Origin of the sequence: Dyadobacter sp. BHUBP1, from assembly GCF_050587785.1 — a bacterium.
GTDB lineage: Bacteria > Bacteroidota > Bacteroidia > Cytophagales > Spirosomataceae > Dyadobacter.
In genome coordinates, this window is record NZ_JBOBIH010000001.1 from 933,454 (window position 1) to 959,971 (window position 26,518).

At 50.4% G+C, this 26,518-nt stretch carries 16 protein-coding genes; 12 read left to right on the forward strand and 4 right to left on the reverse strand.

Annotation, left to right across the window (positions count from 1 at the left end; all coding sequences use genetic code 11):
• Nucleotides 1–9: 9 nt before the first annotated feature.
• Nucleotides 10–3,801 carry a metallophosphoesterase gene (locus tag ACQ4MZ_RS03955; RefSeq protein ID WP_430843164.1) on the forward strand — a complete coding sequence of 1,264 codons (3,792 nt, stop codon included), beginning with the start codon at nucleotides 10–12 and terminating at the stop codon, nucleotides 3,799–3,801.
• Nucleotides 3,802–3,925: 124 nt separating this feature from the next.
• Here ACQ4MZ_RS03955 and ACQ4MZ_RS03960 read toward each other — a convergent pair whose 3' ends face one another.
• The gene (locus ACQ4MZ_RS03960) at nucleotides 3,926–4,495 is read right to left on the reverse strand and encodes a DUF4142 domain-containing protein (protein ID WP_430843166.1); all 570 of its coding nucleotides are present in this window, start codon (nucleotides 4,493–4,495) and stop codon (nucleotides 3,926–3,928) included.
• A gap of 105 nt (nucleotides 4,496–4,600) precedes the next feature.
• Between ACQ4MZ_RS03960 and ACQ4MZ_RS03965 the strand changes: the two genes are divergently transcribed.
• The 9 genes from ACQ4MZ_RS03965 to ACQ4MZ_RS04005 all read left to right on the forward strand — a co-directional run bounded on the left by ACQ4MZ_RS03965 (nucleotide 4,601) and on the right by ACQ4MZ_RS04005 (nucleotide 18,190).
• A complete protein-coding gene (locus ACQ4MZ_RS03965) occupies nucleotides 4,601–6,007 on the forward strand; it encodes a PAS domain-containing protein (protein ID WP_430843168.1) in 1,407 nt (468 codons plus the stop codon).
• Entirely contained in the window at nucleotides 5,997–6,422 is a 426-nt protein-coding gene (locus ACQ4MZ_RS03970) for a response regulator (protein ID WP_430843170.1), read from the forward strand. Before ACQ4MZ_RS03965 ends, ACQ4MZ_RS03970 begins: the two co-directional genes overlap by 11 nt.
• Before the next feature lie 109 nt (nucleotides 6,423–6,531).
• Nucleotides 6,532–8,286, forward strand: a complete 1,755-nt coding sequence (locus ACQ4MZ_RS03975) for an ATP-binding protein (RefSeq protein WP_430843172.1) — start codon at nucleotides 6,532–6,534, stop codon at nucleotides 8,284–8,286.
• A gap of 121 nt (nucleotides 8,287–8,407) precedes the next feature.
• Entirely contained in the window at nucleotides 8,408–9,007 is a 600-nt protein-coding gene (locus ACQ4MZ_RS03980; protein WP_430843174.1) for an RNA polymerase sigma factor, read from the forward strand.
• Between the two features lie 108 nt (nucleotides 9,008–9,115).
• On the forward strand, nucleotides 9,116–10,213 hold the full coding sequence (locus ACQ4MZ_RS03985; RefSeq protein WP_430843176.1) for a FecR family protein: 1,098 nt from the start codon (nucleotides 9,116–9,118) through the stop codon (nucleotides 10,211–10,213).
• 247 nt (nucleotides 10,214–10,460) lie between these two features.
• Nucleotides 10,461–13,805, forward strand: a complete 3,345-nt coding sequence (locus ACQ4MZ_RS03990; RefSeq protein ID WP_430843178.1) for a TonB-dependent receptor — start codon at nucleotides 10,461–10,463, stop codon at nucleotides 13,803–13,805.
• A 12-nt stretch (nucleotides 13,806–13,817) separates the two neighbouring features.
• Nucleotides 13,818–15,500, forward strand: a complete 1,683-nt coding sequence (locus ACQ4MZ_RS03995) for a RagB/SusD family nutrient uptake outer membrane protein (RefSeq protein WP_430843180.1) — start codon at nucleotides 13,818–13,820, stop codon at nucleotides 15,498–15,500.
• 17 nt (nucleotides 15,501–15,517) lie between these two features.
• On the forward strand, nucleotides 15,518–16,687 hold the full coding sequence (locus ACQ4MZ_RS04000) for a glycan-binding surface protein (RefSeq protein ID WP_430843182.1): 1,170 nt from the start codon (nucleotides 15,518–15,520) through the stop codon (nucleotides 16,685–16,687).
• A 231-nt stretch (nucleotides 16,688–16,918) separates the two neighbouring features.
• Nucleotides 16,919–18,190 carry an aminotransferase class V-fold PLP-dependent enzyme gene (locus tag ACQ4MZ_RS04005; RefSeq protein WP_430843184.1) on the forward strand — a complete coding sequence of 424 codons (1,272 nt, stop codon included), beginning with the start codon at nucleotides 16,919–16,921 and terminating at the stop codon, nucleotides 18,188–18,190.
• 11 nt (nucleotides 18,191–18,201) lie between these two features.
• Here the strand turns inward: ACQ4MZ_RS04005 and ACQ4MZ_RS04010 are convergent, their stop codons facing one another.
• Complete coding sequence (locus ACQ4MZ_RS04010) at nucleotides 18,202–18,834, reverse strand: response regulator (RefSeq protein WP_430843186.1); 633 nt, start codon at nucleotides 18,832–18,834, stop codon at nucleotides 18,202–18,204.
• Nucleotides 18,835–19,244: 410 nt separating this feature from the next.
• Complete coding sequence (locus ACQ4MZ_RS04015) at nucleotides 19,245–19,880, reverse strand: response regulator transcription factor (RefSeq protein WP_430843188.1); 636 nt, start codon at nucleotides 19,878–19,880, stop codon at nucleotides 19,245–19,247.
• A 283-nt stretch (nucleotides 19,881–20,163) separates the two neighbouring features.
• On the opposite strand from ACQ4MZ_RS04015, the gene ACQ4MZ_RS04020 reads away from it, so the two are divergent.
• Nucleotides 20,164–21,177, forward strand: coding sequence for an AraC family transcriptional regulator ligand-binding domain-containing protein (locus ACQ4MZ_RS04020; protein WP_430843190.1), 1,014 nt, complete (start codon nucleotides 20,164–20,166; stop codon nucleotides 21,175–21,177).
• Between the two features lie 180 nt (nucleotides 21,178–21,357).
• Here ACQ4MZ_RS04020 and ACQ4MZ_RS04025 read toward each other — a convergent pair whose 3' ends face one another.
• The gene (locus ACQ4MZ_RS04025; RefSeq protein WP_430843192.1) at nucleotides 21,358–23,604 is read right to left on the reverse strand and encodes a GH92 family glycosyl hydrolase; all 2,247 of its coding nucleotides are present in this window, start codon (nucleotides 23,602–23,604) and stop codon (nucleotides 21,358–21,360) included.
• Nucleotides 23,605–23,899: 295 nt separating this feature from the next.
• Between ACQ4MZ_RS04025 and ACQ4MZ_RS04030 the strand changes: the two genes are divergently transcribed.
• Nucleotides 23,900–26,470, forward strand: a complete 2,571-nt coding sequence (locus tag ACQ4MZ_RS04030) for a galactose oxidase (protein ID WP_430843194.1) — start codon at nucleotides 23,900–23,902, stop codon at nucleotides 26,468–26,470.
• Nucleotides 26,471–26,518 lie beyond the last annotated feature (48 nt).

Genomic DNA, 26,518 nt, shown 5'->3' on the forward strand with positions numbered 1-26,518 from the left:
TGATATCCTATGAATAGATATTTACTCCGTTTACTTGCATTAGGGACAGTTCTGGCGGGCGTATCGTCCTGCGCGAGCTACAAAACCCGTTTTTCGAAGGAAGGGGCGCAATGGCAGTCGGCTTCGCCCGATCCTGCATTGGAGCTGAAACATACCATGTACCTGGTAGGCGACGCCGGTAACGATTCGCCCGAAAACCGTGCACCGGTTTTGGAATACCTCAGAACGAAACTCGGCACCGAATCGAAAAATAGCTCCATATTGTTCCTCGGGGATAATATCTACGAATCAGGTATGCCGCCTTCGGAAGATTCGGCAACGCGTAAAGTGGCTGAATTCCGCATCAATTCCCAGCTAGAAACGCTCGAAAACTTCAAAGGCCGCCCCATTTTTCTGCCCGGTAACCACGACTGGCGCGGCTGGGGGGTAAAAGGTTTGAAACGGCAGGAGAAATATGTTCAGAAACATATTAACGAGGCCCGCGGAAAGAAGGACAAAGAGGAGTATGAAGACTATTTCCTGCCCTTGAACGGCTGCTCGGGCCCCGAAGTGGTGGAGCTGAACGACAATGTCGTGATCATCGTCGCCGATTCGCAATGGTGGCTTACGGACTGGGACCGCGACCAGAAGATCAACGACGGCTGCGAGATCCGAAACCGAGAACAGTTCCGTTTTGTGTGGGAGAACGTGGTGCGGAAATACCGGAACAAGCACGTCGTGATCGCAATGCACCACCCGCCTTACACGTACGGTCCGCATGGAGGAAGGTTCACCATCAAGCAGCACATTTTCCCGCTGACCGAATTGAACCCGAAATTGTACATTCCGCTGCCGGTACTGGGCAGCCTTAGTGCATTGTTCCGTGCGACGATCGGCTCACGGCAGGATGTCGCCAACAAGCATTACAAGGAACTTCGCACGGCAGTGCTGGCAGGTGCGAAAAAGAATGGGAAATTCATTTTCGCGAGCGGGCATGAGCATGCATTGGAATTTATCGAAAATGATGGACAAGAGTTTGTCGTGAGTGGAAGCGGCTCGAAGGTAAGTCCGGTGAGTCTCGGGAAAGGCTCTATGTTTTCATCCTCTAAACTCGGTTTTTCAACACTGAGCTTCTACGCAGGCGGCGAAACCTGGGCAAAATTCTGGGAAGTAACGCCGGATGGCAAAGAGGTAAAATTGGTTTTCCAGCACAAAGTGAAGGACAAACAGCAGATTGAAATACCGGATTCGACCATCGCATTTACCGAATACAATCAGCATGCCGACTCGACGACGAAATTCATAGTCAGCAACGAAGTAAAACCGATCGGCAAGATCCATAGGGTAATGCTGGGAGAGCATTACCGGCCCTTGTACCTGCAACAATATCGTTTTCCCGTGCTCGACCTGGCAACCTACAAAGGCGGCGTGATTCCCACTAAGCAGGGCGGGGGGAATCAGACGAACTCACTGCGCCTGCGCGACGGCGACGGCCGGGAATATGCCATGCGCGGGCTTACCAAGGATGTGAGCCGGTTTCTGCCATTTCCGTTCAACCAAATGATCGCAGCGCAATATCTTGTGGAAGATAACTTTTTGTCCACGAACCCGTTTGCGCCGTTGAATATGCCGGCATTGGCGGGCGCGATCAATGTTTATCATACCAATCCGAGAATGTATTATGTGCCTGCCCAGCCCGGGTTGGGGACATTTAACAGCGTTTTCGGAGGTACCATGAACCTCGTGGAGGAACGTGCCGATGGAAAGAAATGGAAGAACGCCGACTTCTTCGGCAACCCCGACAAAATCGTGAGCACGCCCGAACTCGTGGAAGCATTGCTGGAAAACAGCAAGAATAAAGTCGACGAGTCATGGGCGATCCGCACGCGCTTGCTTGATTTCGTCGTCGGCGACTGGGACCGTCACGACGACCAGTGGGCCTGGGCTTCTACCAAGCAGAAAGACGGTACTATCGTTTACCGCCCCATTCCCCGCGACCGCGACCAGGCATTCTCGCGCTACGATGGCTTTCTTACCAACATTGCCCGTCAAACGCTGCCATTCCTCAGGCAATTGCAGACTTACGGCCCGGAAATCCAGAGCATGAAGTGGACGACCTGGAGCGCGCGCCTTTTCGACCGTACGTTTCTGAACGAGCTGAGCTGGGAGCAATGGGAAGAACAGGTGAAATATATTCAGAAGAACCTTACCGACGAGGCCATCGAGGCGTCTTTCAACGACTGGCCGCCGAAAGCACGTGAGATGGTATCGGCCAAGATGATCGAAGGCCTGAAAGCGCGCCGGGCGCATTTGATGGAGATTGCACGGACGCATTACGAATTTGTAAGTAAGGAAGTGAATGTGATCGGTACGGAAGAGCAGGAGCGCTTCGTGATCGAGCGGGTGGATGATGCGCATACGCGTGTAACTGTGTATGAGACGGGTAAGGAAGGCCGCATCAAACATGAGAATTATCAGCGCGTTTTCGAAAATGCCGTCACGCACGCTATCAATATCTATGGCAATGGCGACGACGACGAATTTATCGTAAAAGGTGATGTTCGCAGAGGTATAAAGCTGCGGCTTATCGGTGGGTTGGGTAAGGACGTTTTCGCGGATAGCGCACGCGTGAGCGGAGGCGGGAAGAAAACCCTCGTCTACGACGATTTGAAAAACAATATCATTATTCCCGGTCCTGATACCAGGGACAAACGCACCAGCTTGTACCGCTTCAACGTGTACGACCGCCGGAGCGCCGACAGTAACTATGATATCACATTGCCGCTACCCTTGCTCGGTGCCAACCCCGACGACGGGTTCTTCCTCGGCGGCGCAGTGAATATCACCAAGTACGGGTTCAAGAAAGAACCCTACGCTTCGGTGCAGAGCATTGGTGGAAGCTTTGCAGTGAGAACGCAGGGCTTCAAAGTCAATTACACCGGCGATTTTATCAATGCATTCAAAAAATTTGATTTCTACCTGGATAGTTACTACCGCGGCCCCCGCTATGCATTCAACTACGCGGGGTTAGGAAACGAAACTGAACGGCCTGTGGACGACGCCAATTTTTACCGGGTGCGCCAAAGCGCATTTTACGTTTATCCGGCTCTCAAAAAGCGTTTCGGCGGACATAATGGCTTTGTTACCTTAGGCCCGTCATTCGAAGTGAATGATATCCAGGCGACCGGCGGGCGATATATTACCAGCAGCGAGAACGGCTTGCCGGAGGATATTTTCAAAACCAAATATTACAGCGGCGCCAAGTTTACCTTCAATTTCAGCAGTGTCGATAACTTGTTCTCGCCGCATACGGGTATCCGTTTCAATGCCGCATTGAACTGGACGGCCGATCTGAAAAGCGACAAGAATTTCACAGGCCTGCGCGCCCAGTTCGCCTGGTATACCGCGCTCGACCAGAAAGAAAACCTCATCCTTGCCACACAGGCAGGTACGGGTGTGAACTTTGGCAGCGGATTTCAGTTTTTCCAAATGCCGAATGTCGGGGGTAAACTAGGACTTCGTGGCTACCGCACCGAACGGTTCTATGGAAAAAGCTCTTTCTGGCATGACACCGACCTGCGTCTTCGCCTTGGTAGCAGCTATAACCCGACATTACCGCTTACGTACGGCATTTTCGGGGGCTTCGATTATGGCCGTGTATGGCTGGAAGGCGAATCGTCCGATAAATGGCATTACAATTACGGAGGTGGCATCTGGCTCTCGCCGGTCGACGCATTGACCATCGCCGCGGGCGCATTCATTCCGAAAGAGAAGAATGAGGAGAAGCCGAGGATCGCTGTGCAGCTTGGGTTCTGGTTTTAAAATGGGCCTCTCGGCGGCGGCCGGATTGTAGCAATGGTGGTCAGTAGTGGTCATTGATTGTCATGGATAGTCAGGAGCGGACCATTGTCTATGGTCGGCCGTCGGTTGTCAGCGGTCACAGTCTTCAGACCGCCGGATCGCCGGATCGCCGGGTCGCCGGGCCGCCGGGCCGCCATCGCAGCGAATCCCTCAGGGCTTTGGCGCGTTCTTCGAATTGCCTCACAATAGGCAGGCGATTGGAGGCCCATTGCTTCAATTCGGTATCTTTGCCGGAGGTGCCTTCAATTTCCATCATACGAATGACGCGCCCCTGCACTGCTACCATCTGGTTGAGATACAGGGTGTCAAGGCCCAGGCCGGTTTGCATGGAGAGACTGTCGAGCTGCTGTTGGCGTTCGTCCGAAAGCGTCGTAGGAAGCTGTACTTTCCGGGCTGCGGCGAGTGTTTGCAACTCCTTTCCAGCCTGGGTGTGGTCGGTCGTCATTTCCTCGCCATATTTCTGAATGCTGTCCTGCGTCGTACGTGAAGCAACTACCTGTCCGGCATTGACCTGGAACAAGGCGTCGTCGGCTGCTTCCAGGATAAACTGCTTATCGAGCTCGCCGACTACCGAAGGGTCGGTTTTGTCGTCGTTTTCGCAGCCTGTGAGGGTGACGAAAAGGGTCGTAAGTATTAAAAAAATGTATCCGCGCATAAACTTCCTCGTTGTTTTGCAACCGGAGGATAATTATTATGCCAGCGAAATATAAATTTGTAATATTAAATCTACGAAATGCGATTCCCTTGCGGGTTGGAATGAATGAGTATAGAGAAGCAGGAAGAGTTTGAAAACAGGGAGCCACTGGCTTCTGAGATCATGTACCACGATTTGTTTGAGCTCAACCCGCAACCCATGTGGGTATATGACGTGGAGACATACGGGATACTGGATGCCAATCAGGCGGCTGTACGGCATTACGGGTTTAGCAGGGAGGAGTTTTTGGACATGACCATCCTTGCCCTGAGACCGGAAACGGAGATTCCTGTGATGCTCGACGCTGTAAATATCGTACGGGAACACGAGCGGTTGTTTTCATCGGGTGTTTATAGGCACCGCAAAAAGAATGGCGAGCTTATCGACGTTCTGATCCAAAGCAATATCGTCTATATCAAAGGCAGAAAGGCCGAACTGGTCCTGGCAACGGACATTACGTCCTGGATCGCCTCGGAGCAGGAGCGCAGGATATCGGAGGAAAAGTTTAAAGCGATTTTCGACCATACCACTGACGCGATCGTACTTTGCGACGACAATGGCTGCTGCACAGACCTTAATGATGCGACCCGCCGCATGCTCGGATATGGAGCGGATGAGCTGCGAGGGGTTTGTATTAAGGACTTTATGCATTTGCCCGACGAAATAGGCTTCGATGTGGTATGGAAGAACTTCCTCAATGGTGAAATTCTCAACGGTTTGATGACAATTCGACGGAAGGACGGCACGCTGATAACCGGCAGTTTCAATTCCAAATCCAATATTTTACCTGGCCTGCACATGTGCGTGATCACGGATGTGACCGAGCGCATGGAAAAAAAACGGGAGCTGATGGCCAGCGAGCGCCGGTTTAAAGCATTGGTGCAGGAGGGTGCAGACCTCATTGCAATCCTGGACGAGCAGGGCAACTACCAATTTGTGAGCGAAAGCAGTTATCCGATCCTGGGTATTGCACCGGAGGATTTTATAGGGAAAAATGCATTCGACTGGATACATCCCGACGACCGGGAGGCCGTACTGGCACTGTTTTTAAAAATCAGGGAACACAAGCAGATCCGAACAGAGCCTTTCCGCTTTATGGACGCTTTTGGGGAATACCGGTGGATCGTGACAATCGCAACCAATATGACCGACGATCCGGCGGTTGGTGGCGTGGTTGCAAACTCCCGGGACATTACCGATGCGGTAAAGAAAGCGAGGGACCTCGAGGTCAGCAACGAGCGGTACCGTCAACAGAACGAGCAACTGAGGGAGATCGCCTGGACGCAGTCGCATGTGGTGCGTGCCCCGCTCACGCGCCTGATGGGCCTGGTGGACCTTGTTCAGTCCGGTGATACAGCGGGTATGCCGATTGAAATGGCGCTCGGGCTCATCAGATCCTCGGCGGATGAGTTGGACGAGGTGGTCCGCAGAATTGTAAGCAAGGCAGATAAAGTTCAGTACGATGACGAATGACGGGCTCAAAATCCTTTTGGTAGACGACGACAAGATCATGTTGTTTCTTCATGATACCTTTCTCAAAAGAAGCGGGGTTTTGTGCGATACCGTGCTTTGTTACAACGGACGGGAGGCGCTGGATTATCTGGATGGTAACCAGGAGATGGAAACGACATTTCTGGTGTTGCTCGATATCAATATGCCGGTGATGAATGGCTGGGAGTTTTTGGGAGCGATCAATGATAAGCCGTATTTGTCCAAAGTATTGGTCGTCATGGTAAGCTCGGCAACCGAAGAGAGTGAGAAGTCCCGGGCATTGACGTTCGGGCAGGTGATCGATTATCAGCAAAAGCCGCTCACCGTCGAAACCTGCCGCAGGATCATCGGTTCTGAAAAACTGAGGGGATTTTTTGATAACGTGATACTGGAATAGCCGCATTTGCCGGGCGGCTTGATAAAACCCGGGATTTGCGTCCCGAAATGTGCTGTCATTTACATTTTTAAGGGTAATTTTGGATTTCAACGTTCAAAAAAGCTCCTATTTGAAAGATATCTACCACTCCGGATCTTTTGAGCAGCTTTGGCAGGAAGAGTCGGAAATTAAGACACGGGTTCCAAACCGGCTGTTTTGCATTACCTTTCTGGTTTGCAACCCGTTGTCGGCAATGGCCTTCTACTTTTCCGGCGACCCGTTTTTTTACACAATATTGCCGACTCACCTGCTGTCCGACTCGATTATTCTCGGATATATGTTCCTGAATTACAAAAAAGTGATCTCAGGAAAGCAGATGAGCTTCTATACGTTTGCAACACTGGTCTGTTTTTACGCATTCCTGCTGTCGAGGCCGCATTTTTCATACGTTCAGTCTTGTATCAACCTTACGCTCTCGGTCATATTTGCGGGGTTGGTGCTGCGTTGGCCGCCGCGTTATGGCGTGGTCATTTCCGTAATGGCTCTGGTACTGTATCCGGCGTCGATCCATTTTCTGAGCAATACCTCCTTGGCGGATTTTGTAGAACAGGGAGCCATTTTTGTAATGGCGGCGCACGTCGTATTTCCTTTTGTAGTCATGCTGAATTACAATAGAGATAAGCGCGAGTTCTATTTCCGCTATACCTTGCAACAGCAGAACGATGCCCTGGAACGGCAAAAAACCATTGCCGAGCAGGCTACCCGCGCTAAAACGGACTTCCTGTCAATGATGAGCCACGAAATCCGTACGCCGCTAAACGGGATCGTAGGCATGGTGCATTTGATGATGCAGGAAGAGAGCGGCGAAAAGCCCAATGATCTGCTCAAAACCCTGAAATTTTCGGCCGACCACCTGATGGCAGTGGTGAACGACGTGCTGGATTTCAACAAGATCAACTCCAATCACGTGGTGCTCGACCCGCAGCCATTCAATCCTTTCGATTTTTTTGATATACTCAAAAAGACCTTCGATCCCAAAGCCAATGAGAAAGGAATTTCCCTGGTGTTCTCGGTCGACCCCGGATTACCTGTGCAGCTTGTCGCGGACCGCGTTCGTTTAAGTCAGGTGATTACCAATCTGGTGCATAACGCGATCAAATTTACCGTAAAGGGCTCGGTCACACTGGATGTAAAAGAAGTGGACCGTACCCCAGACGCTGTGACCCTCGATTTTGCCGTGACCGACACGGGCATCGGTATCCCGAAGTCGGAGCAGCCCGGTATTTTTGAAATTTTCACCCAGGTGCGGACCAGGACGCATTCCGATAGCGTGAGTGGCACGGGGCTGGGCTTGGCCATTTCCAGGGAGCTGATGCGCCTGTTCGGCAGCGAAATACATCTGGAAAGTGAGGAGGGGAAGGGATCCAGGTTTACGTTCCGATTGTCAATGCCTTATTCAGAGCAACCGGTGGTAGTGAGCCAGCCGCTACCGGTAGTGGTTGCCGAAGCTATGCCGGAAGTGCGGGTACTTGTGGCTGACGACAATAAAACCAACCTGGTACTGGCTACGCAGCTATTGAAACGCAGGAACATCCTCCATGATACGGCGTCGAACGGGCAGGAAGCATATGAAATGTTTAGCAAGACTCACTACGATCTTGTACTGATGGACCTCCGGATGCCCGTCATGGACGGCTTCGAAAGCACCGCGCTCATTCGTCAGCTCGATCCCGTCGTGCCTATAATCGCCCTGACCGCTTCGGCTTTCGAAAACGAGAAAGAGCGGGCAATGGCGAGTGGCTTCTCAGGATATTTTATCAAGCCTTTTATTCCTCAGGATTTCTACGACTATATCTTTCCTTTTCTGGGGATCGCTGTAAAATAATATTTATTAGGTTTATAGTGATATAAATATATCTTTGGGCCCCAGCTATGCAGCACACTTGCGCAGCCCGTCCTTTGCGCCTGCCTGTATAGCCCCGGCAAAGAAAACGTCCGATAAATGCATGACTAGCAGTGGAAATTCCTCTCAATCCAGGGATATCCGGCTCTGGCAAGAGCTGGTGGAAGGCAATGACCGGGCTTTGGGGCTGTTGATGCATTTCCATTTTAAAGCCCTGCTTAATTATGGCTTCAAATTTGTGAAGGACGAAGCCTTCGTAAAAGACTGTATTCAGGAAGTCTTTATTGACCTCTGGCATAGCCGAGAAAGGGTGGCCGAACCAACATACGTCAAAGCTTATCTGCTTGTATCAATTCGTCGCAAAATAGCCCGTAACCGGCGGACAATGCGCCTGGCCGACGATCCGCTCCACGACGAGTATGCCTTTTCCATTGAATTCTCTCCCGAATGGTGGATGATCCGCGATGAAACACTGGCACGGAAAGCGCAGGTAGTTTCGGAAATGCTCGCTGCCTTGCCTGTGCGGCAGCGGGAGGTGATCTACCTCAAATATTACCAGGAGCTCAGCCGCGAAGAGATTTCCGCAATGCTCAATATAACTCCGCAAACGGTTTCCAATCTGCTCCAAATGGCCTATGGCCAGCTTCGCAAACGGTTCAGCCCCTCAGCGATCAGTGCGCTTCTTGTTTTATTATTTTCTTGATTTTGAGTTGTTTGTAAATATTTGAATAAAAATATTTCAAAAAAATCTATAATTCATGGTATCCGGGAGGAGCCATTTGTATCTCTTTATCAGAAGCGTTCCCCAATCATGAATTATCGATATTACACGGCTACCGACTTCGTTACGGATCCGTCTTTCAGGTCGTGGATACTGGAACAGGATTCATCGGCGGCGGCTTTTTGGGAAAACTGGATGAAAGAAAATCCGGACCGCCGGGAAGAGCTGGACGAGGCGCGTGCATTGTTGTATGTTTTGGCTGAAAAGGAGTTGTACGTGGGAGCGGAGGAGCTGGACGGCCGCGTGACGGACCTGCTCGCACACATAGGGGGGCACACACAGCGCACGGAAACGCGTATGAGGCCTGCTTTGTACCGGTATTGGGGAATTGCAGCCTCAATATGCATCGTGACAGGGCTTAGCTGGCTCGGTTACCGTTCTATGGAAACCAAGCCGGCCAGCCTGCGCGCGGCGGCGAGTGTGCATGAAAATACGGATGGGCATGTTGTACGTTTCAACAGGACCATGAAGCCCGTTACAATCCTGCTGGAAGATAGCAGCGTGGTAACGCTGGAACCGCAAAGTGAGTTGACGTTCCCGGAGAAATTCGCTCCGGAAAAACGGGAAGTATATTTAAAAGGAGAGGCATTTTTCCAGATCAGTCATAATCCTGAACGGCCTTTTCTGGTGAAAACAAATGAACTGGTAACCCGCGTACTCGGGACGAGTTTCACGGTAAGGTCGTTTGAAAAGGACCGGAATGCTTCGGTTTCAGTTATAACAGGCAGGGTGTCGGTCTACTCGAAGCAGGATGAACCCATTGCCGACGCGCCGGAAAAGGTTATAGGCGTGGTACTGAAACCTAATCAGCGGGTACTGTTCGACAAGCAGGAATCCCGGTTGATGAAGGTAATTGTGGACGTGCCGCTAAGAGTGCGTGAAATACCGGCAGCGTCGCTGGTATTTGACGAGGCGCCGGTTAAAAATGTTTTCAAAACCCTCGAAAAAGAGTACGGGATCGAGCTGTTTTTCAATGAAGAATTGCTGTCGGACTGCCAGCTGACGGCGAACATTTCGGGATTACCGATGTATGAACAGCTGGATCTGATATGCCGGATTATCCACGCAAAGTATGAGGTGGTGGATGGACAGGTAATCATACATGGCGGGGGCTGCAAAGCCGATTGAAATACTTCTGGACCCATTAAATGCCTTCCGCTCGTGTGAAAGGGATAGGAAAATATTGCCTTGTTTTCAATGCTGAATCAAATGGAAACTGAATATGCCTGAAAATCTACATTTCAAAACTATTGTGTGGGATATCATGAAACTATCCTTATTACAGTTATGCATAATTGTCGTTTTCTCTCATTCGACGTTTAGTCATTACCGTTTAGTTGGCCAGGATCTGCTGGAAAGAAGAATCACGCTCAAGATGGAGGATAAGAGCCTCAAAAGTGTACTCCTGTCTATCGAACGGAACTCCGAGGTGAAATTTATTTACAACCCGGCCGAGATTCGGTCGTCGACGCGGGTTACGTTCCAGGCGTCGAATGAGCCGCTGGCGGAAGCGCTGGTGAGGTTGTTCAGGCCGCTTTCCATTCGCTACGAGGTGGCGGGAAAGCAAGTGATGCTTTTCAAGGCCGAAAAGAGCTCGTCGATGACGTTGCCTGAAGCGGAACCGAAAGAGAATAAAAGCGAAGTACTGGCTTCGATCAAAGGAAAAGTGACTGACGAAAAGGGCGAGGGCCTGCCGGGTGTAAGTGTGGTGGTGAAAGGGACTTCGCGAGGCACCACCACCAATTCGGCAGGGCAATATGAGCTGGAACTGGGGCAAGGGGAGAACACACTCATTTTCTCTTTCGTGGGATATCTGTCGCAGGAAATCCCGGTAGGCGCGCGGTCGGAACTGAACGTGGCGATGAAAGTGGATACCAAAGCATTGGATGAAGTGGTAGTGGTCGGCTACGGGGAGATGAAGCGGGCCGATCTTACGACTGCCCAGACATCCGTTTCTTCCAAAGACATTGCGCGTACCACCAACACCACCTTGGAGCAGGCGATCCAGGGACGCGCAGCGGGGGTGTATATTACGCAGAACTCCGGGCAGCCGGGCGGCGGTATTTCGGTGAATATCCGCGGGATTAATTCCATCAGCGGAAGTAATGAGCCTTTGTACGTGGTGGATGGCGTGCAAATCCAGGGACAATCGGTGTCGTTCGGGGCGCAAAGTTCCTCCAATCCCCTGGCCGGCCTGAACCCGGCCGATATCGAATCGGTGGAGGTACTGCAAGGGCCGTCCGCCACGGCGATTTACGGCTCCCGCGCCACAAACGGGGTCCTGTTAATCACAACGAAAAGAGGCAAGGCGGGCGATACAAAAATTGCATATGGCTATCAATTCAGCCTCCAAACTCCCCCAAAGCCTTTGAAAGTGATGGACTTGCAGCAGTACGCCCAAATGGTGGGCGAATACCACCAGTTGGCAGGTGGCGAAACACCGGAAGAGTTCCTCGATCCTTCTCTGCTCGGAAAAGGTACCGACTGGCAAAAGGAGCTTTTTAAAAACGCACCCATGCACAAGCACCAGCTGAGTCTCAGCGGTGGTAACGACCGCACTACCTATTATTTATCCGGCGAATACCTGAAACAGGATGGCGTCGCGTTGGGCTCCGGGTTTAACCGTTACGCGTTCCGGCTCAACCTGGATAATAAACCGCGCGAATGGGCGAGCATCGGCGCAAATCTCAGTTTTAACCAAACCAACGACAACCTCACCACAAGCCAGGAAAATATCATCTCGAATGCATTGCAGCTCACGCCGCAGGTGCCTGTGAGGAATATCGACGGTAGTTGGGGCGGGGGCGACGACAACAACGGAGCGAATATTTTCGCACCAGTGAATCCCATTGCTATTGCGAACCTGACGACCAACAAGCTGGTCAGAAGGCAATTGCTGGGCGGGCTTAACATCGGCGTGCGGATCGCCAAAGGCCTGCAATTCAAGACCTCGTTCAATACCAACCTGGGTTTTTCAAATTCATCCTACTACATCCCGACTTACAAAATCGGCTGGGCACAGAATGTGACGGCTTCCTACACCAACGGCTCGGGTGTGAATACCTACTGGAACTGGAACCAGCTTTTGGAATATAACAGGCAGTTTGGCAGGCACAGCGTAAATGTGATGCTCAGTCACGAAGCGCAGGAATCGACCTGGAAGAACCTGGCGGGAGGGCGTACAGGCTTCCTTACCAACGATATTCTCGACCTGGCGGCGGGCGACGCGCTTACGGCCAGCAATTCGGGTGGATCGGGTGAATGGGCGATGGAATCGTATCTAGGCAGGTTGAATTACAATTTCGCAGACCGGTACATTATTATGGGTACTATCCGGCGCGATGGTTCGGCCAATTTTGGCGCCGATAACAAATGGGGCTTCTTTCCGTCGGTTTCGGCAGCGTGGCGCGTTTCGCAGGAACCTTTCTTTCATGTGCCGGCCATCAGCGAGCTGAAATTGCGCTTCGAAACAGGCATTACCGGCAACCAGGGCAGCGGCGGCATTTATTCGCCTATGGGCACGGGGACTACGCCCACTACCACCGGGTTTCTACCCACTAAATACGCCAACGACGGACTGAAATGGGAAGAAACCAAGACAAACAACTTCGGGATCAACCTCGGGCTGTTTCAAAACCGCATCCAGTTTGAATTCGATTATTATATCAAAAATACGGACAACCTGCTGATGGAAAAGCCGCTGCCGTGGTACATGGGAACCAATGGGGTAGGCGCTGTCGGATCGCCCACCGTCAATATCGGTGCATTGCAGAATAAGGGTTGGGGTTTTACGGTCAACACGGTCAATGTCAACCGCGGCGGGTTTAAATGGGAATCCAATCTGAATATATCGGGCTTTAAGACAAAGATCAAGTCATTCTATTCGGATGCGGCGTTTGTGGATCGGACGTCGTGGTGGCTGGCTGACTGGACGCAGCGCTCTGAAGTAGGCAAGGCGCCGTGGCTGTTCCGAGGCTATATCGAGGAAGGGTTGTTCCAATCTGTGGAGGAAATCGAAAAGAGCCCGTTACCTGTCGATAATAACGGCGTGAAGCTGCCTATCAATGAAAACAATATCTGGGTAGGGGATGTGAAGTTCAGGGATGTGAATGGCGACGGTATTATCAACGAGAACGATCAAACGGTCATCGGTAACCCGTGGCCCAAGCTGTTTGCGGGTTTTACCAATTCATTTTCCTATAAAGGTTTCGACCTGAGCATTTTGCTGACCAGCACCTACGGCAATGACGTGTACAACTTTCTGGGCAAACTGAATACCAACGCGAGTAATATCGATCTGAGTCGCAACCTGCTTGTGCATGCGATGGATTATGCCAAGCCGGTGAAAAACGACGACGGCACAGTTACCCTCTCGAACCCTGGCACCGACGTGGCCCGGATCTCGAATGGCCCGAACGGCAACTTCGCCCGGCATACCGATAAATGGGTAGAAGACGGGTCGTTTATCCGGCTGAAAAATATTTCCCTGACCTATAACCTGCCGGTATCGCTGGTGTCACGCCAGAAAATCATCCGGGGCGCGAGGATATCGGTGGGCGCCCAGAACGTGGCCACGCTCACCCGCTATTCGGGTTTTGACCCCGAAGTGGGCGCATATGTTTCGAGGGATGCCAGTGCAACGAACCAGGCGGTCGGTCTCGATTACGGTCGCTATCCGCTGACGCCCGTTTACACATTCAGTTTAGGATTGGATTTCTAAAACAGCCGAAAAATGAAATATATGAAAAGCATTTACAAGAAGCTGATTGTCCTATTTCCATTCGCATTGCTCGGGGCGTGTTCGGAAGACTTCCTTGAACGCCCGCCTAAGGACGCCATTGTGGATGCCGGCTTTTATCAAACCGACGACCAGGTGCTGGCGAGTACTGCATTGCTATACAGCAAGGTATGGTTCGATTACAATGACAAGGCGTCGTATAACCTCGGGGACTTTCGGGCGGGTACGGCGTTTTCGGCATGGAACGATAGGGGAAATGTGCTTTTCAACACCACCGGAAATACGCCGGAAAATGGCTCGGCGTGGCGGTCGTTTTTCATCGTTGTAGGACAATCGAATCTGGCTATTCAGAACATTCAGAAATATGCGGGGGCGTCGGTATCCGCGGTTGTTAAAAAGCACGCTATTGCCGAAGCGCGGTTCATGCGGGCATTGGCCTATCGTTTCCTGGTAATGAACTGGGGCGCCGTACCGGTAATCGAGAACAACCTCACGCTGCTTTCCGACACGACTGTGCAGCGCAATACGCCCAAGAGTGTGTGGAAATTCATTACAAGCGAAATGCGGCAGGTAGCCGAGGATTTGCCGGAAAAGCCCGTGCGGGTCGGAAGGCTTACCAGATGGTCGGCCGAAGGGATGCTGGCCCGTTTTTACCTCACGCGTGCGGGTGTGGAAGCGGGCGCGTCGGGCCAGCGCAACCAGGTATTTCTGGACAGTGCAAAGTATTATGCGGATCGCGTGATAACCCTCAGCGGGGCGTCGCTGCTGCCGAAGTACGAGAGCCTTTTCCGGTATCCCTATGACAATAATGCGGAGTCACTGTTTTCGCTGCAATGGGCGTACTCGCCTGGTGCATGGGGTACGCAGAATTCCACTCCGGCCTATCTCGCATATGGCCCTGATATTGCCAATGGAGATGGCTGGGGAGGTGATAAAGGTGCCACCTGGTGGGTTATGCAGCAGTATGAAGGCATTAAAACGGTTTCCGAAACGGTACTACAAGGCCGGACTGTGGACCAGCGGCTGAAAGCGACGTTCATGCTGCCGGGAGCAAGCTATCCGGAGATTACCCAAACGATACCGGGCGGAAGTCAGAAACTGGTGTTCCCGTTCACCGGAACGGATGTCAATTTTATCGCCATCAAAAAATACATTACCGGCAAGGCCGCGGATGTGGGCGGGCAGGCTGCGCAGCAAAATTACGGGCACGATACCTATATGATGCGTCTGGCTGAAATGTACCTGACCTATGCGGAGGCAGTTTTGGGCAATAATACTTCTACCACTGATTCTAAGGCACTGCAATATTTCAATCACGTGCATACCCGAGCCGGACTTTCGCCGGTTACCGGTGCGCTTACATTTGATCAGATCTTTAAAGAGCGGATCGTCGAGTTTGCCATGGAAGGAATGGCATGGTATGATCTGGTCAGTCTGCATTATTACAACCCAACTAAGGCATACGCGATCCTGAATGCACAGGACCGCGGATTTTTCTTTACTAAACCCGACCGCTTTCCCGACCCAACGTCCTGGACTTTCACGAAGACGGCCTGGGCCACGGCCGAGCGGAAAATAGATGCGAACAGCGGCAATTTCCTGCTGCCAATCCCGTCGGCGGAACTTAGCCAGGCGCCCAATCTTCAAAAACCGGCGGTTGATTATCAACGTAAATGATTTTGTCAGGCATTTTTATGAATAGACTATTTAATCTAGGAAACCTTGCGCTGATGGCCGCATTGGCGCTGATTACTGCATTCAGTATTTCTTGCCAGAAGGACGATCTTCCAAACAACGGTGAGCCTGTGGTCAACTTCATCCGCGTGACCGACCCGGAAGATGCCGATTCGCTGCTTACCGGGGCCGGGCAGGGGGATCTGATCGCCATTGTGGGAGAAAACTTGCAGGATGCGAAGGAAATCTGGTTCAACGACCAGCGCGCGAGCCTGACGCCCACGTACATCACGAGTACGACGATCCTGGTTTCGATACCGACGCAGATTCCGAACGAGATCAGTAACAAAATGCGGATCATCTTCTCCAATGGTAAGATCTTAGAACATAGCTTTGAAGTGAAGATCAGCGAGCCGCTCATATCGGCGATGTTGAGCGAGTATGTTCCGGCAGGGGGCATAGCCACGATTCGCGGCGACTTCTTTTACCAACCGCTTACCGTAACATTTGCAGGAGGAAAACAGGGTATGCTTGTTAATGTGAAGGATCAGGAAATACAGGTCACTGTGCCGGAGGGCGCGGAGCCTGGACCTCTGACGATTAAAACCAAATTCGGTGAAACGAAGTCCGACCTCTGGTTCCGTGACAATCGCAACATTTTCCTGAGCAGCGATCCGTTTACCGGTTGGTGGAACCCGGCATTTGTCGTTTCGAAGCCGGGCGCGGGAGATCCGCCGTCGATCAATGGTAATTATATCCGGGTCAAAAAGGCGATAGGTGGCTGGCAATGGACCGAGGTGGCCGGTGGCCCGCCCGATGCCATGGGCGCCATCAGCAAGAACATCCCTGACTCGGCGATCCTGAAACCCGCCAATTATGTCCTGAAATTTGAAGTCAATACCATTAAGCCTTACAATAATAACGTATTGAAAATTACCGCAGGGCTGGCGAGTGGCTTCAACGATAGCCAATATACCTGGTTGCCGCCTTACGATACCAAAGGACAATGGCAAACGGTGGTGATACCATTCGACGAGATCGCAGCAAGTTATGAAAGTGCAGGCTCAAAACTCACCGTCAGCGCCAAAGGCTACTACACGCGCCTGCTCTTCCACGGCGGCGGTGATCTCGATTGCGATATGGCGTTTGACAATTTCCGGATCGTGCCGAAGGGGAAAGATAATGACTGAATGATTGAATGATTGAATGACTGAATGACTGAATGATTGAATGATTGAATGAGCGATCAACCAATTAACGGATAAACGCCTACTCCAAATATTAAGACAAGACTTAGATTGAAAGTTTACACTGTTAATGCGATAGTCCCTCAAAATTCAGTCATTCAGTCATTCGGTCATTCAAAATCCACTCATTCACTCACTCATTCGTATCTTGCGTTTCAAGCAAAACCTGAACCCATGAAACGCAGAAAAGTTATTCAAAGCCTTACCACATTGCCATTAATCGGCTCGCTTCCGGTTTCCGGGGAGCGGGCTGATTATGTGTCCCGCAAGAAAAAGCGGGATGTTATTGCCGAGCTCGGCATCCGCTCGTTCATCAATGCGGCCGGAACGCTTACCTATATGTCGGGATGCATTATGCATGATGAAGTTGTGGAAACGATCGAAAACACCTCCCGGCATTTTTGTATGATCGATGAAGTGCAGGACAAGGTGGGGGAGAAGATCGCTAAACTGGTACACTCGGAAGCGGCGATGGTGACGTGCGGCGCTTTTTCGGCTATGACACTCGGCCTCGCGGGCGTGCTCACGGGCCTGGATGTACGTAAGGTGGAACAGCTGCCGCACCTGGAAGGGACCGGGATGAAGTCGGAAGTGATTTGCCAGAAATCCCACAACGAGCGATATAACCATGCTTTTCTGAACACGGGTTGTACCGTGGTTGAGGTGGAGACGATCGAGGACGTGGAAAAGGCTATCAATGAGAAAACAGCATTGCTGCATTTCCTGAATATTACAGCGCATGCCGGGCATATCAAACACGAGGAATGGATCGCATTAGGCAAAAAGCATAATATTCCTACCTCGATTGATATTGCTGCTGATGTGCCGCCGGTTTCCAATCTCTGGAAGTTCAACGACATGGGTTTCGATATGGTGTTTATTTCCGGAGGCAAAGCCATGCGTGGCCCGCAAAGCGCAGGGATATTAATGGGGCGCAAAGACATCGTCGCAGCCGCCCGCCTGAACGCGCCTCCGCGCGGGTTCACAGTCGCACGGGGACACAAGGTTAATAAGGAAGAAATACTGGGCATGTACGTGGCACTCGAGAAATTCATCTCCGGCGATCACGACCGCGAATGGAAGGATTGGGAAGCACAAATTGCGCGCATCGAAAATGCAGTGAAGGATCTCCCCGGCATTACCACCAAAGTGACGATCCCCGAACTCGGAAATATCACGCCGACGCTGACGGTCAGCTGGGACGATAGCATCGTAAAACTGACAGGCCGCGAGCTGCGCGATAAGCTTCGGTTCGGCTCGCCATCCATAGAAGCAGGCTTCTCCGGATTACCGTTATACTACTATCAGGCGGGCTCGGATTCCATTGACCCCGCCACTGAGGATACACTCAAAGGGGCCAACCTTATCCGTATCACAGCCTGGATGTTGCAGCCCGGCGAAGATAAGGTGGTAGCGCGCAGATTACGGGAGGAGTTGATGGGCTAACCGTCGAAGGATTACTCCCTCAGCCTGCTGACCTTTTGATAAAGTTCGATGACCGTGTCGACGCCCAGCTTCTCGAAGATTCTCAGCTTGTAGGTACTTACCGAACTACCGGTGATATTCAGGAATGTGGCGATTTCCTTCGTCCACTTACCTTGCAGCAGCAGGTCCATTACTTCGATTTCACGTTGAGAAAGTGCGGCAAGCGGATTGCTTTGCCGCACTTCCGGCGTGACGTTACCGCGAAGGAGGAGCTGCTGCACCATTTCGCTTACGTACCGGCCATTCGTAAGCATAGCCACAATAGCCGTTCGGATCTCCTCCGTGGAGGCGTTTTTAGAAAGAAAACCATTTGCCCCGGCTTTGAGATAATGCATGGCATACAGCTCCTCGTCGATAGCTGAGAATACCATGATGGCGATTTCGGGTTGGAGCCGGCGGATCTTCGCGATCATTTGAAATCCCTCGCCGTCGGGAATGTTAATATCGAGAAGGATCAGATCAAGTCTTTGTGTGGAAACGATGTGCAAGGCGTCCGGAAAGTTGTCGGTTTCCCAGAAAGTGACAGCCGGGAGCACGTCACGTATAATGAAAAGGGTTGCAAGCCTTACAATGGAATGGTTTTCAATAAGCAGTATGTGTTTCATTTACGAAACGGGTCATAAAGGTTTCCCAGCGGGATCCGAATACCGTTCCCATGCGGTAAATTTAAGTGGCTTATCCGTTTGCCTTTGTAGCGTTGAAACAAATGGAGGATAGAATTTTTTCTGTGGTTATTTAAGAAAATCTACGCACAATCGTTTGTAAATCAATTACTTGTATGAAGTAATAGAAATAACTTTAATGCATAAGATAATTGTTTAATTTAATTTGGGTTACTTATGTAGTAGTTTTTATACTACGCTTATTTACAAAATTTCTGCATTTATATTTGTTCAATATATTTTTTACGAAGTAGTTCGGAAGGCACAGTCCGCACCCTGTCGGCTATGCAGATAAGTTTCCTTACCCCAGCAGCGAAGCGGGCAAACGCGCTTTACCCTGCAATTTCATACGGCTAGAACTGTTTGAGCAGCGAAACCTTTTTGGATAGCTCAATCGAATCTACCACGTCCAACTTATTGAAAATACGACGTTTATAAGTGCTTACCGTATTCTCTTTCACATTCATGATCGCCGCTATCTCCTTGGTCCATTTGCCTTCGGTCAGTAGCTGCATCACGCGCATTTCGTTAGGGGAAAGGCTGGTAATAGGATTCATTACTTTACCGAAATTGTTGTCTTTGATCGTATTGAGCAGGATTTGTTGCACTTGGTAACTCACATATTTGCCTTTGCTCATCACGGCTTTCAGTGCCGCCTTGAATTCATCGTGCGAGGCCTGTTTAGAAAGAAACCCGTTGGCGCCCGCCTTAATGTAGGGCAATGCGTACACCTGCTCGTCGTATCCCGAGTGTATCAAAATGATGATGTCCGGCTGTTTGCCGCGGATCATGTTCATCATTTTGATGTTCTCTCCGCCTGGAATGTCAATATCCAGGATCAGTAGGTCAAACCGGTCCTGATCCAGCAATGCAAGGCCTTCTGGGAATGTATCGCACTGAGTGACAGAGGCTTTTGGATCCGATTCGGAAATGAGAAGTTTCAGTCCCATCCGGATTAGAGGATGGTCTTCGACGATCAATATCTTCATAACAGTTGATCAAAGGATACGGACATTAGTGGATAGCACACAAATCTAAAAATTTATTGAAGGTTTGAGTTGTAGAAATGTATCTACATTTGCAACGTTTTAACTCTATAAAGGTACTGTTGTATACACAGTAAATTTGTGCATTAATTAACGTTGAGTATCATAAATATCCTTCCGGTGCTGCCGGAGGGCTATTTTATTTTAAGGGGACCGGGAGCGACAATCGCTTACCATTATACGACAAGTGCTTTTACGTTCAGGGTGGAGCGTTTAAATTTACCCTATGAACGATCAGCAAAAACAATTTGTCCTCGCTTTCATGGCATATGCCGCCCAGCGTGATCTCCCGTTGGAAAAACTCTGCCGTCTTTCGGGTATCGATCTCCAAGCGCTCACGAACGGCGGAGATTTGGAAATAGGTCCGAAACAGTTCAACGATCTGTGGCTGAATGCGTGTCACCTGAGCAACGACGCGCTGTTTGGGCTTCATTTGGGCGAATCGCTGCAACTGGCTGCTTTGGGGATCGTAGGCGAGATTATCAAAAGCAGTACTACGGTTGGACAAGGAGTGAAGCACGTCGTTGCCCTTACGCCGCTGATCACTAATTTGTTTGGCATGACTGTTGAGCTTGACACGCAGACCTTTACGCTTCGCCTGCATCCGGATGAGAACCGCCGCGCGGCTTCCCCCTTCGCATTCGAACAAATGATCAGCTTTTTTCTCGTTTTTGCCGTGCACGAACTCGACGGGCTCATCCTGGCGCGCATACGCCCGGAACATATCACGATGCCTTTTACCGACGCCGCAGCCCCCGAGCTGGAACGCGTTCTGCGCTGTGTCCCGACCCATTCAGAGGATGACTATGCCATTTCTTTTGATCGTAAATATTGGGATATGCCGATCCTTACCGCCAATTACGCTTTGCAGGAAAGTCTTTTGCAGAAAGTCGGTACAGCAGCATCCGGAAAGGCTGGCAAAGATTCGTGGCAGGAGAAAGTGCAGCAATATTTGTTGAAAAACGCCTATCTGGGCATTGTTTCGCTGGAAGAAATGGCTGCCAATTTCAATGTGAGCCCGCGCAGCCTGCAACGAAAACTGAAAGACGAGCAAGTTACCTATCAGGAGCTGGCCGATGATGTACGTAAATCGCTGGCACTGCATTACCTGGAAAGTGGAGAGTACTACGTAAAAGAAATATCCTACATGTTAGGATACAACGAGTTAAGTGCCTTCTCCCGGGCGTTCAAGCGGTGGACAGGCGTGACGCCGGCGGGGTATCAGAAGAATTTTGAATGATTGAATGATTGAATGAGCGATCAATTAACTGATAAACACCTACTCCAAATATTAAGACAGGACTTAGATTGAAAGTTTACACAGTTAACGCGATAGTCCCTAATCCCCAAAATTTAGTCATTCAAAATTCGCTCATTCAATCATTCAATCATTCAATCATTCAGTCATTCACTCATTCACTCATTCCCCAACTCCCCACCCCTTATTCGGCAATGGCCCCATTTCCAGTTCCAGCGTTCCGCCGTTCACCAGTTCCTCGTGCGTGAATGTGGGCACATTCAGCGCTTTACCGTTCATCTTAGCACTTTGAATGTATTTGTTAACCACCGAGCAATTTTTGGCAATCACTTTAAATTCCTTCCCGTTCGGCAGATCGATTGAAACTTTCTCGAAAACAGGGCTGCCGATCGTGTAAACCGGTAAACCAGGGGTGATAGGGTAGAAACCCATCGAAGAGAATACAACAAATGCGGTCATACCGCCCCCGTCTTCGTCACCCGGAATCCCGAAGACGTTGTCTTTGAACCACACGTCGAGGAGGAAGCGAATGCGTTTCTGCGTTTTCCAGGGAGAGTCGGTAAAGTTATAGAGGTAGGGAATATGGAAGCTCGGCTCATTACCCATCGAATATTGTCCTACCAGGCCCGTTGCGTCTGGAAATTTGCCCCAGAACTCGTATTTGCTACGACCGAGCCCTTCCCGGTACAGTTGATCGAGACTGCTTTCGAATTTCTTTTTGCCTCCCATTAAATAAATGAGACCATTCACATCGTGTTGCACCTGCCATTTGTAAGTCCAGCCATTGTTTTCGTCATAAAAATCACGGCCACCCATTCCGCCGTCGAATTTCGGGTCGATGGCAATCCATTTGCCCTGGCTGTCTTTGGGAATGAACATTTGTTTTTCTTCATTCCAAAGATTTTTGTAGTTGGTTGCCCGGGCGTTAAATTTCTGAGAATCGGCATTTTTACCGAGGTCTTTCGCCAGTTGGCCCACTGCCCAGTCGTCGTAGCTGCCGCCCAGGGTAACCGCTACGGCCTGGCGCTTTTCAAAGCCGTCGACCAATTTTACGGTCTCCTTTGCGCCCGGAGGAAGTGCCGGGAAGAAGCCTTTGGAATGATAGATATCGTCGAGCTCACATTTGGGACCGTTTCGCCAGGGAAGCATGGTCGCCAGCTCGGCATTCTTTTTCATGCCCTCGTACGCTTTGGCAATATCGAAGTTTTTAAGGCCTTTGCGGTAGCCGTCCAGCAAGGTTACCGAGGAATGGAAGCCGTTCATACATGCATGATCGCCGAAAAGCACCGGAAATGTAGGCATCCAGCCGCTTTGCTCATACATATGCACAAATGATTGCAACATATCCTCCTCCTGTGCGGGGTTCAGGATCACACGCAGCGGGTGATGCGCGAGATAAGTGTCCCAGGTCCAGTCGTCTACATAAAACGGCCGCTCGCTGGTGTGGACCTTTTTATCATAACCACTGTAATATTGATTGTCTTCTGAAATGTCCACCATGCGCTCATAGGTACGGTAAAGCGATGAATAGAAGCTCCGTTTCTGCGCCTCGGTACCGCCTTCTACACGGATTTGTCCGATTGTTTTAGCCCAAATCTGTTCACCCGCTTTTTTTAGGTTTTCAAACCCGGTGTTTTTTACCTCGGTTTCAAAGTTTTTCTTCGCCTGTTCGGCGCTTACGAACGAAATCGCGTAACGAAATTCGATCGTGGAAGCATGCTCGGGGAATGTAATGTAGGCTTTGACGCTCTTTCCTTCTGCTTCGTCCCCGGATACAACATTTTCACCATCAAGCGACCCTGTTTTACCCGCCTCGCTGAATGTTCCGTAGAGGTAAATGGGGATGTCGTCATGGTAAATTTCGCGGGCGATTATTTCTTTTCCGCCCGTGAATTTCCAGCTACTTTCCCCATTGTTATACTGGTCGAAAAGGATGTTTTTCTGACTATTCTTAGGAAATTGAAAGCGGTAAATGCCGGCCTTTTTGCCGGGGACAAATTCTACTTTTACTTCGTCGTCAATCAGATAAGTGGAGTAATAATAAGGCCGGAGCACTTCCAGGTCGTGATCGTAGGCCATTTTGTGTTTCCATGAATCGGCGGAGACAGGCCGAGTGCCGGGCCGCAATGCAAATGCCTGACCGAGCCGGTGCGATACGATGATGGCCGGAAAACTCGAAATCTGGTCGTCGAGGTAATCCTGGCGAATGGGGAACATGCGTATCATCTGGTTGGGCAGCTGCACGGTGGGCCGGGTCGGTTCCAGAAGCTGGCCTACGTTTCCAATGCGCAGGTCGACATATTGCAGATTGTCTTTTTCAGGACTTTTTTGTGCAGGACTGGTTAAAGAATGCAAACAAAAAGCAAGTATGAATGAGGAATTAGTCAGTTTTTTAAAGGGTTGAATCATGCTTAATCAAATTTAATGACGGTTTCGGCGCTTATATTTTGGTTGGTTATGGTTTTAAAAAGTATAGATAGCTGGTTGTGCCGGGCTTTCCTGAAAAAACAGACCACTATTTAGCGGGTTATTAAAAACCCTGGTTATTGTTTAACTTTAAATTGATATCGTGCAAGTATAGTTTTGGGAAGCGAACACGAATTAAACGCGCGTTACTTAAGAAAAGCTTAACAATCGATTAACAGAACCCTTAAATGCATTGCCAGGAGAAAACTTCCCACGGTTTTCCCGCCAACCCGCTCTTATGAAATTCAGGTCTATTCTCTTTTATTTTTGGTCAATTGTATTGCTGGGCGTCGCTTTTCAGGTGAGGGGCCAGTCGTACGGGCTTGGTTTCGAGAGCTTTGAAGCAGTGCAGGACAAACGCACAGGACTCGACCTGAGTCCGGAGGGACCGATTTGCCTGGACGACGACTTCGAGCTCGCTTTTGAGCTGTCCTTTTTGAGGAATAAAAAGACCTATTTCGGCTACATTGTCCGCGTCATCGGGGATGATCAGCAAAATATCGACCTGATTTACGACAATAGCTCCGTCAATCAGAACCATTTTAAACTCGTGATCGGGGAGCAATTTTCACCCACCTCGTTCGACTTCCGCGGAGATGATCTTTTCGCCAAATGGAATCGGATCATCCTGCGTTTTCAAAAGCAGAAGCAACAGATTACCGTCGTGTACGGAAACCACAGCTTTTCTCAACCCGTAAAATATGTAACGAAGGGTTGTTATAAGATCCTTTTTGGTGCTAACCAGTACAAGGAATTCCGCACCACCGACGTACCGCCGATGAAGGTCCGGAACGTGGAACTGCGCCAGGGCGGACGGACAGTCTATCACTGGCCTTTGAACGAAACGGATGGCCTGAAAGCCACGGAGGAAATCCGGCAAAAAGCCGCAGCTGCCACCCACCCGATCTGGATCAAAAAGCTGCATTACGAATGGAAGCTCCTGCAAACCGTTACATTGAAAGGCTACGTGCGCGTCGGATTCGATGAAAAAAGCAGTAACGTCTTTGTCGTGGCGCAAGATTCGCTCGTGCGGTTCAGCCTGGCGGGCAACCGGTTGGTAACGATGCCTTACCGGAGTGGAAAGCAACCTGTTTATGTGGATAACCAGGTACTGCTTGATACGGGGAGAAACCGTTTGTATAACATTTTTCTGAACGAAAAGCAGGTTACAGCCTTTGACACGGCAACACGCAGCTGGGATAAGAATGATATTCCCGCCCAGGCCAAGACTTACTACCTCCACGCCAATAAATTCCTTTCGCCTGCCGATTCTTCGATCTATGTGCTGGGAGGTTACGGGCATCTTGCCTATAAAAAGGAAGTGCAGCGTTACCATCTGCCGTCCGGAACTTGGCAGCAAGTTGCACTGGAAGATTCTGTTTTCACGCCCCGGTACCTGGCCGCGCTGGGCGCCACGCAAGGAGGCGCGTATGTGATAGGCGGATATGGCAGCTCCACCGGGCAGCAAATGCTCAACCCGCGGAATTGGTACGACCTGCTCTATTTCGACCGTGCGCAACGGAAATTCAGGAAGATCTATGAATTAACAGTACCGAAGGAGGATTTTGTCTTTGTTAACTCAATGATTATCAATGAGCAGGATAGCTCTTACTATGCATTGATATTTCCGAAGCATCAATTCAGCTCCGAGCTGCAACTGATCAAGGGGTCACTCACTCGTCCGGAGTTCACGCCGGTAGGCTCGAAAGTGCCTTACAAGTTTATTGATATCGAGTCTTTTGCCGATCTTTTTTACGACAAGGCCAATGGCCGCTTCGTTGCCGTGACGCTTTACAGGGACACGAATTTGCATACCAGGGTAGCGATTTACTCGCTTTACGCCCCACCACTCGAAACCGTGGCCCCGCAAATAACCTCGACGGGAGACTCATCAGGACGCAGCGTGTGGATCATCGGCGCGATTTTCCTGGCTGCGTTGCTGGCGTATTGGCTCTATCGTTATATGCCGGGGCAACTGGGCAAGCAAAAAGCGACAAAGGCGCCGGTAGTAGGGGCCGTGCCGGAGCTATTACCCGGGGCTGAGCAGCCGGTGACGGAAGAAGAGGTTGTCGAAAAGGCGCTGCCTTACAAAAGCTGCATTCTACTGTTCGGTAATTTACAGTTATATGATGACGACGGAAATGAGATCACCAAGCAGTTCAGCCCGTTGGTGAAGGAGCTATTTCTGGTAATACTACTTTACTCTATCCGTTGGGACGGAATCAGTTCGGAGAAATTAAAGGAACTGCTTTGGTTCGATAAGCCATCGGAAAGTGCGCGGAACAACCGTTCCGTGAATATCGCGAAACTGAAAGCGATCCTCGACAAGATGAAGTATTGCCAGGTATCGAAAGAGACGGGTTACTGGAAGATCAAAATAGACTTTGAGAAGATCGAGGTTGATTATATGCATTACCTCACATTGCTCGGAAACCGTAAACTGCTTACGAAGCAAAGCATCATTGAGCTTGCCAGCATTACCAAGCGGGGCAATTTCCTTTCGAATGTGGAATATGAATGGCTGGACAGCTTCAAATCCGAGATTTCGAACGAGATCGTCGATGCCTACCTGCGTTATGCGTCGTCGATCAAAATTGCCGACGATCCCGAGTTTCTCGTGAAGTTGGCCAACTACGTGTTCTATTTTGATCCTGTGAATGAGGAAGCAATGATTCTCAAATGCAAGGCGTTGGCCCATTTGGGCAAGCATTCGCTCGCAAAAACCACTTTTGAGAACTTCGCCCGTGAATATAACCGGATTTACGGGGAGGATTTCAGGAAGGATATGCCCGAAGTGCTGCATTCGTGACAGGCCGGAGTTCGTGAACGGCATTTTCGGGCAATCGGTTTAAGGTAT